This window comes from Krasilnikovia sp. MM14-A1004 (assembly GCF_047159485.1).
GTDB lineage: Bacteria > Actinomycetota > Actinomycetes > Mycobacteriales > Micromonosporaceae > Actinoplanes.
The window spans coordinates 2,939,919-2,961,753 of sequence record NZ_AP038773.1; the positions used below are offsets into that span (position 1 = coordinate 2,939,919).

21 protein-coding genes are annotated in these 21,835 nt (G+C 73.8%); 8 read left to right on the plus strand and 13 right to left on the minus strand.

The features are described from left to right. Window positions 1-6: 6 nt before the first annotated feature. Window positions 7-702, minus strand: a complete 696-nt coding sequence (locus ACMCNN_RS13310; protein ID WP_412746508.1) for a GTP cyclohydrolase II — start codon at window positions 700-702, stop codon at window positions 7-9. A 170-nt stretch (window positions 703-872) separates the two neighbouring features. On the opposite strand from ACMCNN_RS13310, the gene ACMCNN_RS13315 reads away from it, so the two are divergent. Then, window positions 873-1,565, plus strand: a complete 693-nt coding sequence (locus ACMCNN_RS13315) for a RibD family protein (RefSeq protein ID WP_412746509.1) — start codon at window positions 873-875, stop codon at window positions 1,563-1,565. A gap of 4 nt (window positions 1,566-1,569) precedes the next feature. On the opposite strand, the gene ACMCNN_RS13320 is transcribed toward ACMCNN_RS13315, so the two are convergent. Genes ACMCNN_RS13320 through ACMCNN_RS13340 form a run of 5 tightly spaced genes read right to left on the minus strand, consistent with a single transcriptional unit; the run spans window position 1,570 to window position 5,889 of the window. After that, on the minus strand, window positions 1,570-2,610 hold the full coding sequence (locus ACMCNN_RS13320; RefSeq protein ID WP_412746510.1) for a lysylphosphatidylglycerol synthase transmembrane domain-containing protein: 1,041 nt from the start codon (window positions 2,608-2,610) through the stop codon (window positions 1,570-1,572). A gap of 54 nt (window positions 2,611-2,664) precedes the next feature. Further along, entirely contained in the window at window positions 2,665-3,450 is a 786-nt protein-coding gene (locus ACMCNN_RS13325) for a class I SAM-dependent methyltransferase (protein ID WP_412746511.1), read from the minus strand. Further along, entirely contained in the window at window positions 3,447-4,505 is a 1,059-nt protein-coding gene (locus ACMCNN_RS13330; protein ID WP_412746512.1) for a glycosyltransferase family 4 protein, read from the minus strand. The genes ACMCNN_RS13325 and ACMCNN_RS13330 overlap by 4 nt, the downstream gene beginning before the upstream one ends. Continuing rightward, a complete protein-coding gene (locus ACMCNN_RS13335; protein ID WP_412747153.1) occupies window positions 4,502-4,900 on the minus strand; it encodes a 6-pyruvoyl trahydropterin synthase family protein in 399 nt (132 codons plus the stop codon). Before ACMCNN_RS13335 ends, ACMCNN_RS13330 begins: the two co-directional genes overlap by 4 nt. A 5-nt stretch (window positions 4,901-4,905) precedes the next feature. Then, a complete protein-coding gene (locus tag ACMCNN_RS13340) occupies window positions 4,906-5,889 on the minus strand; it encodes a dehydrogenase (RefSeq protein WP_412746513.1) in 984 nt (327 codons plus the stop codon). Between the two features lie 256 nt (window positions 5,890-6,145). Here ACMCNN_RS13340 and ACMCNN_RS13345 point away from each other — a divergent pair, with 256 nt between their 5' ends. After that, on the plus strand, window positions 6,146-6,970 hold the full coding sequence (locus ACMCNN_RS13345) for a CDP-alcohol phosphatidyltransferase family protein (RefSeq protein ID WP_412746514.1): 825 nt from the start codon (window positions 6,146-6,148) through the stop codon (window positions 6,968-6,970). A gap of 24 nt (window positions 6,971-6,994) precedes the next feature. On the opposite strand, the gene ACMCNN_RS13350 is transcribed toward ACMCNN_RS13345, so the two are convergent. Together ACMCNN_RS13350 and ACMCNN_RS13355 are read right to left on the minus strand one after the other, a co-directional pair. Further along, window positions 6,995-7,879, minus strand: a complete 885-nt coding sequence (locus ACMCNN_RS13350) for a cobalamin-binding protein (RefSeq protein ID WP_412746515.1) — start codon at window positions 7,877-7,879, stop codon at window positions 6,995-6,997. Between the two features lie 31 nt (window positions 7,880-7,910). Beyond that, complete coding sequence (locus tag ACMCNN_RS13355; protein WP_412746516.1) at window positions 7,911-8,738, minus strand: alpha/beta hydrolase-fold protein; 828 nt, start codon at window positions 8,736-8,738, stop codon at window positions 7,911-7,913. Between the two features lie 235 nt (window positions 8,739-8,973). Between ACMCNN_RS13355 and ACMCNN_RS13360 the strand changes: the two genes are divergently transcribed. From ACMCNN_RS13360 to ACMCNN_RS13370, 3 genes are all read left to right on the plus strand, one after another. Further along, entirely contained in the window at window positions 8,974-9,261 is a 288-nt protein-coding gene (locus ACMCNN_RS13360; RefSeq protein WP_412746517.1) for a hypothetical protein, read from the plus strand. A 124-nt stretch (window positions 9,262-9,385) separates the two neighbouring features. Continuing rightward, window positions 9,386-11,218 carry a molecular chaperone HtpG gene (gene htpG / locus ACMCNN_RS13365; RefSeq protein ID WP_412746518.1) on the plus strand — a complete coding sequence of 611 codons (1,833 nt, stop codon included), beginning with the start codon at window positions 9,386-9,388 and terminating at the stop codon, window positions 11,216-11,218. 113 nt (window positions 11,219-11,331) lie between these two features. Continuing rightward, a complete protein-coding gene (locus tag ACMCNN_RS13370) occupies window positions 11,332-12,342 on the plus strand; it encodes an NADP-dependent oxidoreductase (RefSeq protein ID WP_412746519.1) in 1,011 nt (336 codons plus the stop codon). A 156-nt stretch (window positions 12,343-12,498) separates the two neighbouring features. Here the strand turns inward: ACMCNN_RS13370 and ACMCNN_RS13375 are convergent, their stop codons facing one another. The 3 genes from ACMCNN_RS13375 to ACMCNN_RS13385 all read right to left on the minus strand — a co-directional run bounded on the left by ACMCNN_RS13375 (window position 12,499) and on the right by ACMCNN_RS13385 (window position 14,612). After that, the gene (locus ACMCNN_RS13375; protein ID WP_412746520.1) at window positions 12,499-13,383 is read right to left on the minus strand and encodes a PfkB family carbohydrate kinase; all 885 of its coding nucleotides are present in this window, start codon (window positions 13,381-13,383) and stop codon (window positions 12,499-12,501) included. Between the two features lie 74 nt (window positions 13,384-13,457). Beyond that, window positions 13,458-13,613, minus strand: coding sequence for a hypothetical protein (locus tag ACMCNN_RS13380; protein WP_412746521.1), 156 nt, complete (start codon window positions 13,611-13,613; stop codon window positions 13,458-13,460). Between the two features lie 213 nt (window positions 13,614-13,826). Continuing rightward, window positions 13,827-14,612, minus strand: coding sequence for an LLM class F420-dependent oxidoreductase (locus tag ACMCNN_RS13385; RefSeq protein WP_412746522.1), 786 nt, complete (start codon window positions 14,610-14,612; stop codon window positions 13,827-13,829). Window positions 14,613-14,703: 91 nt separating this feature from the next. On the opposite strand from ACMCNN_RS13385, the gene ACMCNN_RS13390 reads away from it, so the two are divergent. Further along, complete coding sequence (locus ACMCNN_RS13390; RefSeq protein WP_412746523.1) at window positions 14,704-15,726, plus strand: alpha/beta hydrolase family protein; 1,023 nt, start codon at window positions 14,704-14,706, stop codon at window positions 15,724-15,726. Here the strand turns inward: ACMCNN_RS13390 and ACMCNN_RS13395 are convergent. Next, on the minus strand, window positions 15,723-16,751 hold the full coding sequence (locus ACMCNN_RS13395) for a LacI family DNA-binding transcriptional regulator (protein ID WP_412746524.1): 1,029 nt from the start codon (window positions 16,749-16,751) through the stop codon (window positions 15,723-15,725). The genes ACMCNN_RS13390 and ACMCNN_RS13395 overlap by 4 nt on opposite strands. Window positions 16,752-17,037: 286 nt before the next feature. On the opposite strand from ACMCNN_RS13395, the gene ACMCNN_RS13400 reads away from it, so the two are divergent. Beyond that, window positions 17,038-18,804 carry a LamG-like jellyroll fold domain-containing protein gene (locus tag ACMCNN_RS13400; RefSeq protein ID WP_412746525.1) on the plus strand — a complete coding sequence of 589 codons (1,767 nt, stop codon included), beginning with the start codon at window positions 17,038-17,040 and terminating at the stop codon, window positions 18,802-18,804. Window positions 18,805-19,042: 238 nt separating this feature from the next. Here ACMCNN_RS13400 and folP read toward each other — a convergent pair whose 3' ends face one another. After that, complete coding sequence (folP, locus tag ACMCNN_RS13405) at window positions 19,043-19,843, minus strand: dihydropteroate synthase (protein WP_412747154.1); 801 nt, start codon at window positions 19,841-19,843, stop codon at window positions 19,043-19,045. Between the two features lie 351 nt (window positions 19,844-20,194). On the opposite strand from folP, the gene ACMCNN_RS13410 reads away from it, so the two are divergent. Beyond that, window positions 20,195-21,793 carry an ABC transporter transmembrane domain-containing protein gene (locus ACMCNN_RS13410; RefSeq protein ID WP_412747155.1) on the plus strand — a complete coding sequence of 533 codons (1,599 nt, stop codon included), beginning with the start codon at window positions 20,195-20,197 and terminating at the stop codon, window positions 21,791-21,793. Window positions 21,794-21,835: the final 42 nt, after the last annotated feature.

The window sequence follows — 21,835 nt, forward strand, 5'->3', positions numbered from 1 at the left end:
TACGGATCAGTCCGCGGACGGCAGCTTCAGGGTGTGCGCGGTGTGCGACACCTTGGTGGACAGGTACCGCACGTTGGCGGGGGAGACGTGCACACCGGTGGGGATGCGCTCGGACACGGCGACGCCGAACTCCTCCAGCTGTTCCGCCTTGTCCGGGTTGTTGCTCAGCAGCCGTACCCGGTCGGCGCCCAGGGCCAGCAGCATCTGGGCGGCGGCGGAGTAGTCCCGCTCGTCCTCGCCGCGGCCCAGCGCCACGTTCGCCTCGTACGTGTCCATCCCCGCCTCCTGCAGGGCGTACGCGTCGAGCTTGGCGTACAGGCCGATGCCGCGGCCCTCCTGGCGCAGGTAGAGCAGCAGGCCGCCGGTGTCGGCGATGCGTTCCACGGCCTCGCGCAGCTGCGGCCCGCAGTCGCAGCGCTGGCTGCCGAACACGTCGCCGGTGAGGCACTCGCTGTGCGGGCGCACCAGCGGCGCCGGTCCGCCGGCCGCCCCGCGGCGCAGCGCGCGCTGCCACTCGCCGAGGCCCAGGGCCAGGTGCTCGCGGCCGTCGACCAGGCCGTCGAACGTGAGGACCCGGGCGGTGGTGGAGTATCCGTCCGCGAACCGCAGCGGAACGGTCACCTGCCGCCGTACCGTGGCGGGCGGGGGCTCCGCCACCACGACCGAGCGCTCCACCACCCTGCGCAGCGCTGCTTCTGACATCGGCCCTCCTCGTACGTGAAACCGCAAATCCGTCGTGCCGCACGGTGCCCCAAGATCAAGATCACCATGCTCCGACACGTGGTCTGTGTACCGGTACCCCGCGACCGGATTATCTTGGACGCATCTGTTCGACCGGGGTGACGATCGTCGCTCGACTGGAGGCGTCATCGGTGGTTGAGCGTCCTTACGTTCTGTTGAGCTGCGGCATGTCCATCGACGGTTACGTCGACGACGCCACCGACGAACGTCTGCTGCTGTCCAACGACGCCGACTTCGACCGTGTCGACGCGGTCCGGGCCGGCTGCGACGCCATCCTGGTGGGCGCGGGCACGATCCGCCAGGACAATCCGCGGCTGCTCGTCCGCTCGGCGCAGCGTCGCCGCGCGCGGGTCGCGGACGGTCACGAACCGACTCCGGTGAAGGTCACCGTCACCAGCAGTTGCGGCCTGGACGCGGCCGCGCAGTTCTTCACCGCCGGCGACGTGGACAAGCTGGTCTACTGCGCCAGCCCCGCCGTCGACGAGGCGCACAAGCTGCTCGGTCACGTCGCCACGGTGATCGACGGCGGCGAGCCGGTGGACCTGCACCGGGTGGCCGCCGACCTGCACTCCCGCGGCGTTCGCAAGCTGATGGTCGAGGGTGGCGGCACCATGCACACCCAGTTCCTGTCCGCGGGCCTGGCCGACGAGTTGCAGCTGGTGGTCGCGCCGTTCTTCGTCGGTGACTCGCGGGCGCCACGCTTCGTCTACGACGGGGCGTTCCCGTGGGGCCCGCAGCGCCGCGCCACCCTGGCCGAGGTGCGGCAGATCGGCGATGTGGTGCTGCTGCGCTACGCGCTGTCCGACCGCTTCCCGGCGACCTGAGCGCTCACGCACCGGAGTGCGCCAGCTGCCGGACCGGCGCCACCACCGGTTCGGGCACGACCCGCGTCGCGGGCGGTGCGGTCACGGGCGCGGCCGGCATTACCGGCGCGGCCGCCCGGGTCCGCTGCAGCGCCCGTGCCAGCAGCACCGCCGCGCCGGGCAGGCTGGCGACGAACGCGAACAGCCCGTACACGACGGCGATGGTGAGGCCCTGGGTGGCGCTGAGCCCGGCGGCGCCGAACGCCCACGCGGTCACTCCCTCGCGGGGGCCCCAACCGCCGATGTTCACCGGCAGGGTCATCGCCAGCAGGGCCAGCAGCATGAGCGGGGCGAGCCGCAGCAGCGGCGCCGACGACCCGGCCGCCCGGGCCGCCACCACGAACGTCGCCAGGTGCCCGGCCAGCACCACGACCGAGGCCAGCAGCACTCCGGGCAGATTGCGCCGGGCCAGCAGGCCGTCGCGGATCTCACCCAGCCCGGTGCGGGCCGCGCGGGCCCACCGCGACGTGCCGCGGCGCAGCCGGGCGCAGGCCACCAGCACCACGGCGGCGATGCCCAGCAGGGTCGCGGCGGTCGCCGCGACCGCGGTGCCGTGCGCCTTGAGCTGCGTCAACACCGGAGACGGTACGGTCGCCAGCACGGCGATGCCGACACCGACGAGCACGATCTGTCCCGCCGTACGCTCCAGCACCACCGCTCGGACGCCGCGCCCGACGTTGCCGGAGTCCTTACCGTGCCGGACCGCCCGGTCGACGTCGCCGAGCACCCCGCCCGGCAGTACCGCGTTGAGGAACAGCGCCTTGTAGTAGTCCGCGACCGCGGCGCGCAGCGACAGCCGCAGCCCCAGCCCCCGGGCCACCAGGCACCACCGCCAGGCGCTGAAGACCGTGGTCGCCAGCCCGATGAGGAACGCGACCAGCAGGGTGGGTCCGTCGATCACCCGCAGGCCGTCCAGGAACGCGCTCGTGCCGAGCCGCCACAGCAGCAGCGCGATGATGCCCGCTCCACCGAGCACCCGCACCCATGCCCAGACCGTTCTCGCCACGTTGCCCCCTTCGTCGTCCTCCAGGCACTAGTACGCCGGGTCCGCGCGCGAGGTTCAGTTGAAGATCGCGAGAAGGTCGGTGTGGCCGACCGTGGCCCGCAGAGTTCCGGCCCGCAGGGCATCCAGCCGCGCCTCCAGATACCCGTCGAGCCCCAGGTCAGGCTGCTGTTCGACGGCCGCATCGACCCAGCCGCGCAGCCACTGCTCGGTCAGGGTCGCCCGTTCGGGGCCGAGCCGCCACGGGCTCGGCCGGACGGTCACCAAGGCGCCGGCCGCCGCGAAGGCGTCCGCCGCGACCGCGGGTGCGTCAGGGCCGAGCAGGCGCCGCCCGTCGACCGTGCGGCGCTGGTGGGCGTTGAAGGCGTCGACGACCGCGGCGTCGCGCGGGTCGCCGGGTTCGAGGGTGACCTCGCCGAGCACCGACAGCGTGAACAGGGCGGTGCAACGGGCCTCGGCGCACACCCGTGCCAGTTCCACCACCTCGGCCTCGGTGAGCAGGTCGAGCAGCGCGGAGCAGGTGACCAGGTCGGTGCCGTCCAGGTCGGCGGCGCTCAGCCGGGTGACGTCGCCCACGCGGGTCTCGACGCTGGCCCCGGCCGGGGGATGGGCCGCCGCGTACGCCAGCAGCTCGGGGTCGCGGTCCTCCAGCACCCAGTGCTGCGGGCCGCCGAGGCGCGGGCCGAGCCAGCGGGCCAGCGACCCGGCGCCGCAGCCGAGGTCATGCACGACCGGCCGGTCGCCGAGGGCCGCACGCAGCGGTGGCAGCAGGTCCTCGGCGCGGGCGTCGGCGTCGGCCGGCTCCCGCAGCGTCAGCCAGGCCGTACTGAACTCGCCGCTCATCCGCATACCACCTTCGTCAGTTCCCGGACCGTCTCATCCCAGCCGGGCAGCGCCGCCCGGCGTGCGGCTGCCGCCGCCCGCAACCGCTCGCGCAGCCCGGCGTCGGTGAGCCATTCCCGCAGCGCCTCGGCCAGCGCGGCCGGGTCGCCCGGCGGCACCAGCACCCCGGGCACCGCACCGTCCGCGGCGCCGAGCGCCTCGGCCACGCCGTCCAGCCGGGACGCCAGCACGGGCACGCCGCGGGCCAGCGCCTCGGTGACCACCATCCCGTACGTCTCGGCGCGCGACGGCAGGATCAGCAGGTCCGTCGCGGCGTACGCGTCGGCCAGCGCCGGCCCGGTGCGGGTGCCGAGCAGCTGGACGCGCCCGAGGTCGGCGGCCCGCGCGCGGACCTGCGCCACGAAGTCGGGCTGCCGGTCCAGGTCCCCGATGCAGCGGCACTCCCAGGGCTGGTCGGCGACCCGGGCCAGCGCCTCCACCAGCACGTCGTGGCCCTTGCGGGGGGTCACCGCGGCGACGCAGAGCAGCCGCGTGCCCGCCGCCGACCCCGGCGCGGCGGGCGCCGGTTCGACACCCGGCGCCGCGACGTGGATGTCCGACGCGTCCAGGCCGTGCACCGCGGCCACCCGGTGCGCCGCCGCGGTACTGGTCGCGACCACCGCCGCCGCGGCGTGCACGGTGCGCCGCTCGCGTGCGGTCAGCGTGGCCGCGTCCGCGGGCGACAGCCCGGTCTCGTCGCCCAGCGGCAGGTGCACCAGCACGATCAGCCGCAGCCGCCGTGCGGCGGGCACCAGGACGTCGGGCAGTCCGGCCAGCAGCCCGTCCAGCAGGACGTCGGCGCCGTCGGGCAGCTCGTCGAGCGCGTCGGCGAGGGCCCGTTCCGCGGCCGGGCCGGGGCGCGGCCAGTCACCGGCGAACGCCAGCTCGTGGACGTCGAAGTCGGCGGCGAGCCCGTCGCACACCCGGCGGTCGTAGTGGTTCCCGCCGCTCGGGGTCGCGGGGTCGTCGATGTCGCCGGGCAGCGCGATGTACAGGGCCCGGCGCGGGGGGCTCACAGGGTCCGCTCGTAGCTCGCCCACGCGACGTGCGACTCGTGCAGCGTGACCGCGATGCCGGTCAGCTCGCGGGCGCCTTCGCCCAGCTCACCCGCGCGGGCCCCGTCGGCCAGCCGGTCCGCGATCACCTTCGCGAGGAACTCCGTCGAGGTGTTGACGCCCTTGAAGTCGGGCTCGTCGTCGAGGTTGCGGTAGCTGAGCGCGCCGCAGATGGCGTGCAGCTGCTCCAGGGCGCGGCCGATGTCCACGACGATGTTGTCGGCGTCCAGCTCGGCGCGCCGGAACGTGGCGTCCACGACGAACGTGGCGCCGTGCAGCCGCTGCGCGGGCCCGAACACCTCGCCGGTGAAGCTGTGGGCGACCATGATGTGGTCGCGGACGGTGACGCTGAACACTGGGTTCACTCTCCGGAATCGTCGTAGGTCACGAGGTGGCACAGGGTGTCGAGGTCGCCGCGGGCCAGCCGGGGCAGCACGTCGGGCAGTTCGGTGAACGCGCAGCGACCGGTGAGCAGCGCGTCGAAGGCCGGTTCGCGCAGCAGATCCAGGGCCAGCGCCAGCCGGTCGGCGTAGCTGCGGGAGGCGCGCCGGGCCGGGGCGACGGCGCCGACCTGGCTGCTGCGTACGGTGAGCCGCCGCGAGTGGAACTGCTCGCCGAGCGGCACGCTGACCGGGCGGTCGCCGAACCAGCTCAGCTCCACCACCGTGCCCTCGAACGCCAGCAGCTCCAGCGCGCGGGTCAGCCCCGCCGACGTGGCGCTGGCGTGCACCACGAGGTCGCAGTCGCCGGCCGCGTCCGCGGGCAGCGCGAACTCCACGCCGAGCGCGTCGGCGATCGCCGCCCGGGCCGGGTTGGCGTCGACGAGCTGCACCCGGGCGCCGGGGAACCGGGCCAGGACGGAGGCCACCGCGCAGCCCACCATGCCGCCGCCGATCACCGCGATCCGGTCGCCGACCAGCGGCGACGCGTCCCACAACGCGTTGACCGCGGTCTCCACGGTGCCGGCCAGCACGGCCCGCGACGCGGGCACCCCCTCGGGCACCACGGTGACCGCGTCGGCGGGCACGACGTACCGGGTCTGGTGCGGGTAGAGGCAGAAGACGGTACGGCCGGTCAGCTCGGCCGGGCCCTGCTCGACCACGCCGACGTTGAGGTAGCCGTACTTGACCGGGGCGGGGAAGTCGCCCTGCTGGTAGGGGGCGCGCATCGCGGCGTGCTGGCTGTCGGGGACCCCGCCGCGGAACACCAGCGTCTCCGTGCCCCGGCTGACCCCCGAATACCGCGTGCGGACCAGGACCTCGCCCGGACCGGGCTCGGGCACGGCCTCGGTGCGCAGCTCACCGACGCCGGGGGCGGCCAGCCAGAACGCGCGGGCGCTGCTCACGCGGCGTCTCCTTCTCTCGGTGTACGGCACGGCCGTGGTCGGGACGGGGCCGGGCGGCGCTGTCCGGGGGCCACCATAGCCGCCACCGATCATGGCGGCGGGTGAACCGGGTCACGGCTGCCGGGGCGGGCACCGCGCTCACCCGCGCAGGGGAACCGGGAACCGGTTTTCTCGCCCGGCCACTGAACCGTTGACCGGATGCGAGCGTGTTCATTCAGGACGGCGGCAGGACGCCGCGCCGGACATCGGAGGAACCGTGACCATCGGAAGAGCATCGGCCCCGGACGCACCGTCGCGAGGCGCCGCCGCCGGGCTGCTCGTCCTGACCGCCCTGCTGGCGGCGTTGTCTGCCACGGTCGGCATCGGCGCGGTGGGCTGGCTGGCCGGCCTCGCGTACGGGCTGGTCCTGACCGGTGCGCTGGTGGTCGGTGCCCGCCGTACCGGGCTGCGCCGGCTGGGCGCCGCGAACGTCGTCACGTTGAGCCGGGCCCTGCTGGTCGGCGGGGTGACCGCCCTGGTCGCGTACTCGTTCCAGCGTCCCGCGCCGACCGCGGTGCTGGTCGCGCTGGTCGGGGTCGCGCTGGCGCTGGACGGCGTCGACGGGCAGGTGGCGCGCCGCACCGGCTCGACGACCGCGCTGGGCGCGCGGTTCGACATGGAGGTCGACGCGTTCCTCATCCTGGTCCTGAGCGTGTACGTGGCGGGCCCGCTGGGCTGGTGGACGGTCGCCATGGGTGCGTACCGGTACGTCTTCGTGGCCGCCTCCTGGGCGCTGCCGTGGATGAGCCGCCCGCTGCCGCCCCGATTCTCCCGCAAGGTCGTCGCGGCCACCCAGGGCGTGGTGCTGGTCGTGGCCACCGCCAGCGTCCTGCCCACCCCGGTGAACCTGGTCGTGGTCGCCGCCGCCCTGACGTCGCTGACCTGGTCGTTCGTCCGCGACACCGCGTGGCTGTGGCGTACCGAGCAGGCCCACCGCGCCGTCCTGGCGACCCTGCCGCTGACCCCGGTCCGCGCCCGGCCCATCACGGTCGCCACCGGCTCCCGCCGCCCGACCCCGGTCCCGGCCTCCGTCAGCGCCTGACCCCGGCGGTTCGCGGGCTGGTGGTCAGGCGACCCGGGTGATCGCGGTCGGGGGCGGGGCGGGGACGGCTCCGGGGTGCAGCGCCGACGCGATCGCCTCCACGCCGTCGACCAGCCGCGGGCCGGGCCGTACCACCAACGCGTCGCCGTCGACCGCCCACACCTGAGCGCCCGGCACGTGCGGGACCACCTGCCGGGCCTGGCGGGCCGCTCCGTCGAGGTGGAACCCGCACGGGGTGACCAGCACGACGTCCGGCGCGGCGGCCGCCAGCTCCGCCCAGGTCGTCTCGACGGACCTCGCGCCCGGGCGGGCGGCGACAGGTTCCCCGCCCGCGGCCGTGACCAGGTCCGGCACCCAGTGACCGGCCGTGAACGGCGGGTCCACCCACTCGACCACCGCCACCCGGGGCCGCGGGCGCCCGGCCACGGCCGCCGCGACTGAGGCCAGCCGGGCGCGCAGCGCCGCGATCAGCGCCGAGGCGCGTTCGGGCACGCCGGTGCGGGCGCCGACCTCGGCGATCGTGCCCAGCACCTCCTCCAGCGTGTACGGGTCGAGCGAGACGACGTCCGCCCGGCAGCCGAGGTGGGTCAGCGCGTCGGAGACCTGCCCCGAGGGCAGCGCGCACACCCGGCACAGGTCCTGCGTCAGGATCACGTCCGGGTCCAGTCCGGCGAGGGCGTCGGCGTGCAGCGTGTACAGGTCACCGCCCTCGGCGAGCCGGCTCTTGACGTACGCATCGATCTCGGCCGGATCCATCCCGCGGGTGTCCCGGCCGCCGACCACGACGGTCTTGTCGGCGCGGGCGCGGGGCGGCTCGTCGCATTCGAAGGTCACGCCGACCAGGTTGTCGTCGAGCCCGAGCGCGTAGACGATCTCGGTGGCGGACGGCAGGAGGGACACCAGGCGCATGCCCGGCAGTCTGCCGCACCCGGCGCCGCGCTCAGCGGGCCAGGGTACGGGCGACGAAGTCGAACGCCGCCGGCACGACCGTGCTCCAGTACCCGAAGTTGTGGCGCCCGTCGGCGTACCCGCCCGCGACCGGCGGCGTGGGCAGGGCGCGTTCCAGCGCCCGGACCTGGTCGTACAGGCTGTCGTCGCGACCGCACCACAGCCCGACGGGCAGACGGCCCAGACGGGAGAGCCCGCCGAACACGTCGTCGCCGGGGAAGACCGCGGGGGAGAAGGCGGCGACGCCGCGCAGGAACCCCGGGTACGCCTCGGCCAGCAGCAGGCTGCCCGCGCCGCCCATCGACCAGCCCCAGGCGGCGAGCCGCGACGTGTCGAAGCCGAGCGCGCGGCACCACGCGGGCAGTTCGGCGTGCACCATCCGCTGTGGGTCGTCGGGGCCACCGGGACGCCAGCCGAGCCGGTCACCGCTCGCGCCCGCCAGCACGAACGGCGGGGCGCCCCGGCGTACCGCGTCGGTGAGGAAACGGCCGAGACCGAGGCCGGGGTAGTCCCGCGGCGCCCTGGAGCCGCCGTGCAGGACGAGGCAGACGGGCAGGCCGCGGCCGGTGCCGTACCCGGCGGGCACGGCGGTGTAGAAGTCCACGGTGCGACCGCGGGCGGCGCAGAAGCGGGTCTCCAGCCGCTCCTCTCCGGCGGGAGCGTCGGGTACGACCGGTGCCGCCGCACCGAACCGGCGGGCCAGCGGTCCGGCCAGCGGCAGGGCGGCCGTCGCGGCCGCGGCGAGTCCGAGCGCCGCCAGCCCGCCGGCCAGCACACCCCGGCGGTCCAGCTGGGGTGGCCGCCGCCGGTTCGGGTCCATGCCCTGCTCAACGCGCCTGCCCGGGCGCCGAAACGGCGGACCGGGCGACGCCGCGCGTCCTGCTTCCCGAACCCGTCGGCGCCTGCCCCCCGGGCGGCCGAAGCGCCCCTGCCGACATGACACAGAGTAATGATCGTTTGCCCGACTGGGCCATTGAACACTCAGCGTCATGACGCCTAGCCTGATGATCGTTTGCGTGCCGCCGACTGGCTGCACCGTGACGAGCGGAGTTCCGGTGAGGTTGACAGAGCTGGCCATGGCGGCCGCGATCACGGTTGGTGTTGGCGGGGCCTCCTACGCTGCGATGGATGTGCAGGGGCTGACCCGGTCCGCCGAAGCGGTCGCCGAGCGGGCCACCTGCCGGGCCGTCGACGAGGCGATCGTGGCGTACTACGCGCAGGAGGGAAAGGTGGCGCAGCGGCTGGCGGAACTCCAGCCGTTCGTGCAGGGCGACATCTCGGCGTACCGGATCCGCGACGGCCGGGCCGCGGGCCCCGGCTGCCCTCCGCGCACGCCGCGCTGACCCATCGCCGCGCCGCGCCCCCGCGGCGCCGGCGACATGCGCTGACGGGGCAGGGCGTCGTTCGGTCACCGCGGGGTCATACGATCGGCGGCGACAAACGACGGTCGAGCACAGGAAAGGTCTCATGGAGACGCTCGAGTTCCAGGCCGAAGCCCGCCAGCTGCTGCAGTTGATGGTTCACTCGATCTACTCGAACAAGGACATATTCCTGCGCGAGCTGATCTCGAACGCGTCCGACGCCCTGGACAAGCTGCGCCACGCGGCGCTCGTCGACGGCGTCGAGGCCGACACCTCGGATCTGCACATCGAGCTGGTCGTGGACGCCGACGCCCGGACCCTGACGGTCCGCGACAACGGCATCGGCATGACCCGCGAAGAGGTCGTCCAGCTCATCGGCACGATCGCCAAGTCGGGTACGGCGGAACTGCTGCGCAAACTCAAGGAGAGCGGCGCCGACTCGCGGGAGCTGATCGGCCAGTTCGGTGTCGGCTTCTACTCGACGTTCATGGTCGCCGACCGGGTCTCGCTGGTCACCCGCAGGGCCGGCACGCACGACGGCACCAAGTGGGAGTCCGACGGCACGGGTACGTACACGATCGACACCGTGGTCGGCGCCGAGGTCGGCACGACCGTGACGCTGCACCTGCGCCCCGCCGACGAGCAGGACGCGCTGTACGACTACACAGACGAGTGGAAGCTCCGCCAGATCGTCAAGCAGTACTCGGACTTCATCGCCTTCCCGATCCGGATGGGCGACGACGTCCTCAACTCGATGAAGGCGCTGTGGGCGCGGCCGCGCGCCGAGGTCTCCGACGAGGAGTACAAGGAGTTCTACCGGCACGTCAGCCACGACTGGAACGATCCACTCGAGATCATCCAGATGAAGGCCGAGGGCACCTTCGAGTACGAGGCCCTGCTGTTCATCCCGTCTCGGGCGCCGTTCGACCTGTTCCAGCGCGACGGCAAGCGCGGCCTGCAGCTCTACGTCAAGCGGGTCTTCATCGCCGACGACAGCACCGAACTGATGCCCGACTACCTGCGCTTCGTCAAGGGCGTGGTGGACGCGGCCGATCTGTCGCTCAACATCTCCCGCGAGATCCTGCAGCAGGACCGGCACATCCAGATGATCCGCCGCCGCCTGGTCAAGAAGGTCCTGTCCACGGTCAGGGACCTGATGACCAACGACGCGGAGAAGTACGCGACGTTCTGGCGCGAGTTCGGCCGGGCGGTCAAGGAGGGCCTGCTGGCCGGCGACGACAACCAGCGCGCCATCCTCGACATCGCCTCGTTCGCGACCACGGCGGGCGCCGAGCCGACCACTCTGGCCGACTACGTCGGCCGAATGAAGGACGGCCAGGAGGCCATCTACTTCATGACCGGCGAGAGCCGGGCGCAGGTGGAGAACTCGCCGCACATGGAAGCCTTCCGGGCCCAGGGGTACGAGGTGCTGCTGCTCACCGACCCGGTGGACGAGATCTGGGTGGACCAGATCACCGAGTACGACGGTACGAAGCTGCAGTCGATCGCGCGCGGCGCCGTGGACCTGCCCAGCGACACAGCGGCCGAGCCGGAGAAGGAGCAGGAGCTGACGCCGTTGCTGACGTTCCTCACCGAGGCGCTCGGCGAGCAGGTCAAGCAGGTGCGCCTGACGCACCGGCTGACCAGCTCGCCCGCCTGCCTGGTCAGCGACGCCGACGACATGACACCCACGCTGGAGAAGATGTACCGCGCCATGGGTCAGCAGGTGCCCCCGGTCAAGCGGATCCTCGAACTGAACCCGGAACACCCCCTGGTCACCGGCCTGGGTTCCGCGCTGGCCGACCGCGCCGACGACCCGGCCCTGAAGGAGACCGCCGAGCTGCTGTACGGCACGGCGCTGCTGGCCGAGGGCGGCGACCTGGCCGACCCGGCCCGCTTCGCCAAGCTCCTGGCCGACCGGCTGGCCCGCACGGTGTGACCCTGATCCGCGCGGTGTGAGCAGTGTCGCCGTGACGGCCGTCGCGACGGCGGCCGTCACGGCTACCCGTGAGTAGGGTTGGCGGCGTACCCCTCGATCACTCAGGAGGCACGTTGTCCACGCGTTCCACAGAGGTCCGGCTGGCGGCCCGGCCGCACGGCTGGCCCACACCGGAGACGTTCGAGTTCGCCGAGACCGAGGTGCCCGATCCGGGCCCCGGCCAGGTGCTGGTCCGCAACCTGCTGATGAGCGTCGACCCGTACATGCGGGGCCGGATGGACGACCGCGAGTCGTACGTGGCGCCGTACGAGGTCGGCAGGGCGCTCGAGGGCGGCGCGGTCGGCGAGGTCGTCGCGTCCGGCGACGAGCGGATCAAGCCCGGCACGGTGGTGCTGCACGGCCTCGGCTGGCGCGACTACGCGCTGCTGGACGCGCGGCACGTCAACCCGGTCGAGGAGTCCGTCGCGCCGCTCGGGGCGTACCTCGGTGTGCTCGGCATGCCCGGGCTGACCGCGTACGCGGGGCTGTTCGAGACCGCCGAGTTCAAGCCCGGCGACGTCGTGTTCGTCTCCAGCGCGGCCGGGGCGGTCGGGCAGGTCGTGGGCCAGCTCGCCAAGCTCAAGGGCGCCAGCCGGGTCATCGGCAGCGCCGGTTCCGCCGCCAAGGTGGCGTACCTGACCGACGAGCTGGGCTTCGACGCCGCGTTCGACTACCACGACGGTCCGGTACGCGACCTGCTGAAGGCCGCCGCGCCCGACGGCATCGACGTCTACTTCGACAACGTGGGCGGCGAGCACCTGGAGGCCGCGATCGGCGCCATGCGTCTGCACGGCCGGATCACGATCTGCGGCATGATCAGCGTCTACAACGCCACCGCCCCGACCCCGGCGCCGCGCAACCTGCCCATGATGATCAGCAAGCGGCTCACGATGCGCGGCATGCTGGTCCGCGACCACGCGAAGCTGCAGGGCCGGTTCCTCGCCGAGGTCGCCCCGCTGCTGGCCGACGGCAGCCTGCGCAACCGGGAGACCGTGCACGAGGGCCTGGCCCGGGCGCCGGAGGCGTTCCTCGCAATGCTGCGCGGCGACGGCGTCGGCAAACACCTCATCCGCATCGCCTCCTGACAGCCCACCAGGCGACGCCGCCCGACCACCGGCCCGATCTGTGATGACTTCAGGTGCGGAGCCGACCCGAAGTTGTCAAGTTCGGCTCTGGCGGCGCGGCTGAGGGCCGCCCCGGCGCTCATGGCCGCGTCGGGAGGGCCGGGGCTGGTGGCGTCGTCAGGTCGGCGGCGCGGTGAGGTGGAGGGCGGCGAGGCGGGGGTCGGTCAGCCAGGTCCGGGGCCCCGCGTGGGCGACGCGGATCCCCGCCACCGCGACCGCGTATGCCAATGCCGTCGGCAGGTCCGCGAGCGCGGGTTCGCGGGCCACGGCGACCGCGAGTGCGCCGTGGAACACGTCACCCGCCCCGGCGGTGTCCACCGCCGCGACCGGCGGCACGGGCACCTCGCCCGCGGCCCCGGCCGAGAACCACCGCACCGGGTCCGGCCCGGCCGTGACGGCGACGTGGCGGGCGCCGAGGTCGCGGATCGCGGCCGGTCCCGGCAGCTCCGGGTGGCGGAACGTCGCGGAGCACGCCACCACGTCGGCGTGCGGCAGGACGTCGGCGAACACGGGACGCCAGCTGCCGGCGTCCACGATCAGCGGCCGCCCGGCGCGCGCCGCCGCGGTGGCCAGCCCGGGGTGGTGGCCGTCGACCAGCACGGCGTCCGCGCGGGACAGGACGCTGCCCAGCGCCGGGGGTACGGGCGCGGCCAGCCCGCCCGCGTTGCGGCTGACGATGCTGCGCTGGCCGGTGCCCGCCAGCACGGTCACCGCGGAGACCGGGGGAGCGGCGTCGGCGTCCGGGGTCGCGTCGAGCAGGCGCACCCCGTACGCGGAAAGGTCGGCGCGGATGACCGCCGCCAGCGGATGCATGCCCACGGCCGTGACCAGGGTGACGTCGGCGCCGAGCGCCGCCGCCGCGACCGCGGCGTTGGTGGCCGGTCCACCGGCCGCCAGCTCCGCGGAGCCAGCCTCCACCTTCTCGTCCGCACCGGGAATCCGGTCGACCCGCTGAATCAGGTCGACCGTGGCCAGGCCGACACAGACCACGCGGACGGTCACGGGGCCGGGTCGGTCACGGGGCCGCAGCGGTCATGCGGCCACGCCTGGCATGAACGGTCGTGGGGCCCGGCCGGTCACGAGGCCAGGTCGGAGACGAACACGCCGATGTTGTGGAAGATGTTCGCCATCCCGTTGCCGATGCCCTGGGCGATGTCCGCCGCGGGGCCGGGGTTGGTCCCGATGTAGAACACCACCAATATCAGTGCGGTCCAGCCGATGAGCTTCTTCATCGCCAAACGCTTCCTTCCGAGGTCGCGCCGGTCGCCTCAGTTGATCGTCACATGGAATCCCCGCCGATGCGGGGTACCTCGGGGAGGCTGCCGGATTGGCGACGGTACGGATCGACCCGCGGGATCGGTGCGCGACACGCGGCGAGCGTGATCAACGCGCCGGGTTTGCCCCGAGCCGGGCGGCGTCGACGCGCGCGCCGGGCCCGGGGACGGTCAGCCCCGGCCGTTCTGGGCGTCGCGCCAGGCGAGCCAGGACCGCAGCGGGCCCAGATCGGGATCCGGGCCGCCGACGCCGACGGTGAACAGGGACACGCCCAGCTCACGCAGCCGCCCGCCCAGGTCGGCGGGGTCGCCGCGCACGCCGGTGGACAGCTCGATCTCCGCCGGGTCCCGGCCCACCTCCGCGCAGTGCCGGTGCAGGATCTCGACCTTGCGGGCGACGGTGTCCGGGTCGCCGAAGCCGTGCCAGATGTCCGCGTGCCTGGCCACCAGCCGCAGCGTCTTGCGTTCGCCGCCCCCGCCGATCAGCACCGGGATCTTGCGGGTGGGCGGCGGGTTCAGCTTCCCGAGCCGGGACTCGATGCGGGGCAGCGCGGCGGCCAGGTCGTCCAGGCGGCCGCCCGCCGTGCCGAACTCGTACCCGTATTCCTGGTAGTCCTTCTCGAACCAGCCGGAGCCGATGCCGAGGATGAGCCGGCCGTCGCTGATGTGGTCGACCGTACGGGCCATGTCGGCCAGCAGTTCCGGGTTCCGGTAGCTGTTGCAGGTGACCAGCGCGCCGATCTCGACCCGCGAGGTCGCCTCCGCCCACGCGCCCAACATCGTCCAGCACTCGAAATGCAGCCCTACGGGGTCACCCGAAAGGGGGTAGAAGTGGTCCCAGTTGAAGATGACATCGACGCCGAGTTCCTCGGCCTCCGCCGCGGTGCGGCGGATCGTCTTGTAGTCCAGATGCTGCGGCTGAAGCTGCAGTGCGATCCGCACCGGTCGATCGATCATGAAGCCCAGCCTAGTGCGGGACGGCCACGATGTGATTCAACCCTCCAAGCGCGGGCAGGTTCTCGTCAGGTACGGCCCGGACAATGGCAGGATGCGACGACGGAATCTGCTGCTCGGGGTGCTGGCCGCTGCCGCCGGAGCGGGCGCGACGTCCGCCTGCTCGACGGGGGGCTCGACGGGGGCCTCCGGCACTGTCGCGCCGACCGCCACCGCCGGCAGCCCGCCACCGGTGCCGTCGTCGGCCGCGCCGATCCTCTCCTCGACCACGGGGTCGTCGCTGGCGCCGCGCGAGGTCACGCCGTACACGCCGGTGCCGGGAAACGCGCCCGCCCAGGCGTACGCGGTGGGCCGGCGGGACCTGTCGTTCTTCCGCGACGACCGGCCGCTGCCGACCCGGGTCTGGTATCCGGCGGCGGGCATGCCGGGCGTCCCCGATCCGGTGGTCGACGCCGAGCCCGCCGCGGGGCGGCTGTTCCCGCTGGTGCTGTTCAGCCACGGCCTGACCTCCACCCCCGAGAGCTACGCGGACATCCTGTCCCGCTGGGCGCAGGCCGGGTTCGTGGTCGCCGGGCCCGCGTACCCGCACACCTCGTACGGGGTGCAGGACTTCCAGCCCACCGACATCGTCAACCAGCCCGCGGACGCGTCGCACGTGCTGGATCAGCTGCTGGGCATGGGTGATCCGCTGCGGGCGATCATCGACCCGGACCGGCTGGGCGCCGCCGGGCACTCGGGCGGGGGCATCACGACGGTGGGGCTGTTCAGCGCGGTCCGCGACGCCCGGCTGAAGGCGGGCGTCGTGTTCGCGGGTACCGACTTCCGGGGCCTGCCGTTCGCCGGCCCGCCCGCCGCGATGCTGTACGTGCACGGCCGCCGGGACAACACGGTGAAATGGGAGGCCGGGCATACCGTCTTCGAGGCGACCCCGTGGTCGCGGGCGATGCTGTCGATCACCGACGGCGGCCACGTCACGGAGCCCAGTGACCTGGCGCCCACCGCGGGGACCAGCACCGAGTTCCTGCGCTGGGCGCTGTACGGCGACGCCTCCGCCCGGGGCCGCATCCCGGCGGCGGCCGCCCTCGACGGGGTGGCGACCCTGGAGAACCAGCTCTAGACGCGATCCGGCGCCGGCCCGGTGGTGCTGTCGCGTACCACCAGTTCGGTGGCCAGCTCGACGCGCGGCGTGTCGATTGGCTGTCCCTGGGCCAGCCGCAGGACGGTACGGGCGGCCAGCGCACCCATCTCGGGCAGCGGCTGGCGCACCGTGGTCATCGGCGGCGAGGCCCACCGCGACTCGGGCAGGTCGTCGAACCCGACGACGCTGAGGTCGTCGGGCACCCGCAGGCCCCGGCGGCGGGCGGCCTCGTACACGCCGAGGGCCATGGTGTCGCTGGACGCGAAGATCGCGGTGGGCGGGTTCGGCCTGTCGAGCAGGGCCAGGCCGCCCGCGAAGCCCGACTCGTACAGGAAGTCGCCGGGCCGGATCAGTGCGTCGTCCACGTCGGCGCCGGCCGCCTCCACGGCGGCGCGGTAGCCGTCCAGCCGGGCCCGGCTGCACAACATGTGCGAGGGCCCGGCGACCAGGCCGATCCGGCGGTGCCCGAGCGAGGTCAGGTGCTCGGTGGCGCTGCGCCCGCCGGCCCAGTTCGTGGCCCCGATGGTGGGCACGTCGAGGTCCACGCCGCCCGCCGGGTCGACCACCACCACGGGGATGTTGAGCCGGTGCAGCTCGGCGTGGACCGTGCCGGTGAGATCGGAGGTCACGAAGATGACCCCGTCGCAGGCCCGGGCGCGCAGGTTCTGCAACCACTGCCGGGTGGCGGCGGAACGCCGGTGCACGGCGGAGACGACGGTGCCCACCCCGGCGGCATGCGCCACGTCCTCGACGCCGCGGATCAGCTCCAGCGCCCACGGGCTGTCCAGGTCGTTGAATACCAGGTCGATCAGCCCGGACCTGCTGTTCTGCTGCCGGGACGCCCGGCGCCGGTAGCCGTGCTGTTTGAGCAGCTGCTCCACCAGCTCGCGGGTCTGCGGGGCCACGTCGGCGCGCCCGTTGAGCACCCGCGACACCGTCGGCACGGAGACACCGGCCTCGTGCGCGATCGCGGCGATGGTCACGCGCTTCCCGTCGCCGGTCACGGGCGCCTCCGAGCTGAAAGTTCCGGGATCGATTCCCGGAAGTATTCCACACCCCGGTGGGCCCTCCGCCCGGCTATAACACCTGCGCCGCCGGGATCGGCCGGGCCGTCGGGATTACCCCCGGACGAGTGATCTGGACGCCCGGGCCCTCGTGCCGGGCGATCCCGGCGGCGGTGCTCGCGTCCTCGGGAGGCGAGCACCGTTAGTCCCCGATGTGCGCAGTAACCGAATTAGACTGAAATCATCGGCGCGCCGGATCCTGGTCGGCGCGGTCTCGCTCGGCCTCATGACAGCCGGCAGCGTGGCAATCGCGGCGGTCGTGGACAGTACCCCGTCCACGGCCCCGAGCTTCAACGGCTCCGTCTTCGCGATCGCCTACCGCGGCGACACCGTGTACGTGGGCGGCTCGTTCACCAAGGCCATCGTGGCCGGCAAGAGCGTCGCCCGGAACCGGCTCGCCGCCTTCGACGGGCGTACCGGGGCGCTGCTGCCGTGGAACCCGGGCGCCGACAACACCGTCCGCGCTCTCGCCACCGACGGCACGGTCATGTACGCGGCCGGCGACTTCGGCGTCATCGGCGCCCAGAACCGTGACTCGCTGGCCGGTCTGGACCCGACGACGGGCGTCCCCACGGCGCTCAAACACGGCATCCTCGGCCAGCCCAACGCGCTGGCGGTCGCCGGTGGGCGGCTCTACCTGGGCGGCCGGATCACCGGAGTGGACGGCGTCACCCGCGCCAACCTGGCCGCGTTCAACACCGTCACGGGCGCGCTGGACACCGGGTGGGCACCGACCACCGACGACACCGTCAACGCGCTCGCGGTCGCCAACAACAAGATCTACATCGGCGGGCGCTTCCACCGCGCCAACAACGTCCCCTCCACCCTGCGGCTGACCGCGGTGGACCCGGTCACCGGCGTGGTCGACACGACGTTCAAGCCCAAGCCCGCATATCAGGTCTTCGCGCTCTCCTCCGACGCCACCAGTGTGTACGCGGCGCTCGGCGGCCAGGGCGGGCGCGCGCTCGCCTACACCTTCGCGGGCGCGACCCGATGGACCCGCGTCTTCGACGGCGACATCCAGGCTGTCACGGTGTTCGGCGGCACCACGTACGTGGGTGGGCACTTCGACAACGCCTGCACCACCACGAACAACGGCGCTCAGGGCGTCTGCACCGACGGCTCGATCCCGCGGGTCAAGCTGGCCGCGATCGACGCTCAGGGCAACCTGCTGCCCTGGGCCCCGCAGGCCAACGGCGTGGTCGGCGTCCGGGTCATGACCAGCTCGGTCGGCCTCGGCATCGTCTCGGTCGGCGGCGACTTCACCACGATCAACGGCCTCACCCAGAAGCGGTACGCCGCGTTCACCGATCCCACGGCACGCTCGGCGGGCGGACCGCCGCCGCCCGCGTCGCCGTTCGTCGCGTCGTACAACTTCGACTCCACGGTCGCGGACGGCACGTTCGACGACGGCTCCGGCCACGGCCACCTGCTCAAGGCGTTCGCGGCCAACGGGGCCGTGGCCACGCTGGTCCCGCACGGCACCGGCCAGGCCGTCCTGTTCCCGCCGAAGTGCGCCGTCGCGGCGACCTGCCCCCGGCTCAATCTGCAGGCCGCGAACACCGCCGACCTGAACCCGGGCACGCGGGACCTGCGTTTCGGGGCGGCCGTGCGGCTGGCCGCCGCGGAGACCTCCAGCGGGGAGAACATCGTGCAGAAGGGCTACTCGACCTCCGGCGGGCAGTACAAGCTGCAGGTCGACGGCGCCTCCGGGAAGCCGAGCTGCGTCATGAGCGACCAGAACTCGCCCACCCTGTACGTGGCCAAGAGCTCGCTGTCCATCTCGGACGGCGGCTGGCACACGCTGGAATGCCGTCGCGCCGGCACCTCGCTGACCATCCGGGTCGACGACGTGCAGCGTGGGGCCGCCACGATCCCGGTCACCCTGTCGGTGGTCACCACCCAGCCGTTGCGGATGGGCGGCAAGGGACTGGCCGTCAACAACGACCAGTACCACGGGTATCTCGACGACGTCTGGCTCAGCATCGGCTGAGCGAACGCAGGGCCCCGGCGGCCGTGGGGGACGGTCGCCGGCCGCCGGGGCGGAGAGACGCGCGCCGCGTCGATGGTCGCGGCGCGCGCCGGTCTACCCGGCGTACGCCGCGGTCGCGCAGGGAGTGAACACGGGGGACTCCTTCGGCACCGCCGCGAGGGGGATGGCGGATCGACGACAATCGTTCAGTGAATGTCATCAAAATGCAACACCGCGACGCCCATGTGAAACAACCGGTTCAGTCCAGGTTGTGCCGGGCCGTCGCGGGGGGCCGCAGGCCCAGCATCGCCTCCGTCATCCGGACGGCGTCCACCGCCGCGGGCACGTCGTGCACCCGGACGATCCGGGCACCCCGGATCACGCAGAACACCACCGCCGCGACCGTGCCGACCAGCCGGTCGTGCTGCGCCGCGTCCAGCGTCTCGCCGATGAAGTCCTTGTTGCTCACCGCCGCCAGCACCGGGAACCCGAGCGCCGTCAGCTCGTCGAGCCGCCGGGTCAGCTCCAGCGAGTGGTAGGTGTTCTTGTTCAGGTCGTGACCAGGGTCGATGACGATCTGCTCGGGGCGTACGCCCCGGTCCAGCGCCAGCTGGACCCGGCGCCGCAGGAAGTCGATCACCTCGGCGGTCACGTCGTCGTAGGTCGGGCGCGGGTACCTGGTGCGCGGCGCCGCCAGGCTGTGCGTGATCACCAGCGTCGCGGCGGTGCCCGCGACCGCGTCCGCCATCGCGGGATCGCGCAGCCCCGACGTGTCGTTGACGACCCCCGCCCCGGCCGCCACCACCGCGCGCGCCACCTCCGGCCGGAACGTGTCCACCGAGACCACCGCCAGGTCGCGGGCCGCCTCCACCACCGGCAGCACCCGTTCCAGCTCCTGCGCCGCGCTGACCTCCGGGCCCGGAGCGAACGGCACCCCACCGATGTCGATCCAGTCGGCCCCGGCGGCCGCCGCCGCGCGTACCGCCTCGATCGCCCGGTCCAGCGCGAACGTGGCGCCCCGGTCGTGGAACGAGTCGGGGGTCCGGTTCACGATCGCCATCACCGCGACCCGGCGGGAGAAGTCGAAATCGCGGCCGCCGATCACCCGCTGCGGGTGCGCCAGATACGGCCGGGCAACGCTGCCGCCGGAGGTCACGTCGGTCACGGGCAGGGCTCCCTGGCTGCGGTTTTGCGGCATCGCGAGACTAACAGCCGGTAGGCGGCCGCGTGGCGGGGACCGCCCCGGCCGGGACGGGCTTTCGGTATTGATAGGCGCTGATTTAGTGTCCAACGGGTGATTGAGGATGGTCTGGGGCCGGGAGACGTGCGCGGACCGGTCCGCTATCTGTGGTGGCTCGTGCGCCGCCAGCCCGCGCGGGTCGCGGCCGGGGTGGCCGTCGGCACCGCGTGGATGGTGGGGCTGACGCTCCCGCCGTACCTGCTGTCGCTGGCCGTGGACCGCGGCCTGCAGTCGCGCCGCCCGGCCGCGCTGGCCGGCTGGGCCGCGGCCCTGCTCGCCGTCGGCATCGCCAACGCCGCCCTGGCCATCGCGCGGCACCGCATCACGACGAGGATCCGGCTGGACGCGGGCCTGCGGACCGTCCGCGAGGTGCTGGCGCACGCCACCCGGCTCGGCGCGGCCCTGCCGCGCCGCCTGCCGCCCGGCGAGGTCGTCACGCTCGGCATCGGCGACGTGTGGGTGCTCGCCCAGGCCCTGACGGTCACCGGTCCGGGCATCGGGGCACTGATCGCGTATGCGGTGGTGGCGGCGCTGCTGGCCGGGATCTCGCCGCTGCTGGCGGTCGTCGTGCTGGCCGGCGCTGCGGCGCTGGCCGTGGCGGTCGGGCCGCTGCTGGGCCGGCTGCACCACGCCGACACGCGCTACCGCGACCGGCAGGGCGACCTCGCCGCCCGACTCGTCGACGTCCTCGGCGGCCTGCGGATCCTCGGCGGTCTCGGCGGCCAGCAGGCGACGGCCCGACGGTACGGGCGCGCCTCCGGCCAGCTGCGCGACTCCGGCAACCGGGTCGGCGCCGTGACCAGCTGGATCCAGGCCCTCGGCGCGGGCCTGCCCGCCCTGTTCCTCGCGGTCGTGACGTGGCTGGGCGCCCGCCTCGCCGCGCGCGGCGACATCACGGTCGGCGACCTCGTCGCCGTGTACGGGTACACCGCCGTGCTCGTCGTGCCGGTGACGTTCCTCATCGAGGGCGGCTCCGACATCAGCCGGGCCCTGGTCGCGGGCCGCCGCGTCGTCGACTTCCTGGCGCTGCGCCCGGAGCACGACGAGGCACCGGCGCTACCCGCCCCGCGCGGCCCGGTCACCCTGCACGACCCCGCCTCCGGCGTCACCGTCGCCGCCGGGCGGATCACCGCGCTGGCCAGCGCCCGCCCCGCCGACGCGGTCGCCGTGGTCGACCGCCTCGGCCGGTACGGGCCCACCGCGGCGAGCTGGTCCGGGGTGCGGCTGGACCGGATCGCCACCGCCGTGCTGCGCGAACGCATCCTCGTCGCGGACAACGAGGCCCACCTGTTCGCCGGGTCGATCGACGACGTCGTGGCCGGCCGCTTCGACCCGGACGACGCCGGGCTGCGGGGCGCCCTCGACGCGGCACTCGCCCACGACGTCGCCGACGGCCCCACGGCGCGCGTGGAGAGCCGTGGCCGCAACCTCTCCGGCGGCCAGCGCCAGCGCATCCGGCTCGCCAGGGCCCTGTACGCCGACCCGGAGGTGCTGCTGGCCGTCGAGCCGACGTCCGCTGTCGACGCGCACACCGAGGCGGGCATCGCCCGGCGGCTGGCCGCGGCCCGCGCCGGGCGTACCACGTTGCTGGCCACCACGTCGGCGGCGCTGCTGGACCGGGCGGACGTCGTGCACTTCCTGGTGGACGGCAGGGTCCTCGCCACGGGCACCCACCGGGAACTGCTGACTGCCGCACCGGGTTACCGGGCCCTGGTGGCCCGCGGCGCGGACGGGCCGGTCACCGTACGGCCGGGCTCGGGGTCGCGGTGAGCGGCGGCACGGTGGCGGGCGGCCTGCCGGTGGCGGACGGCC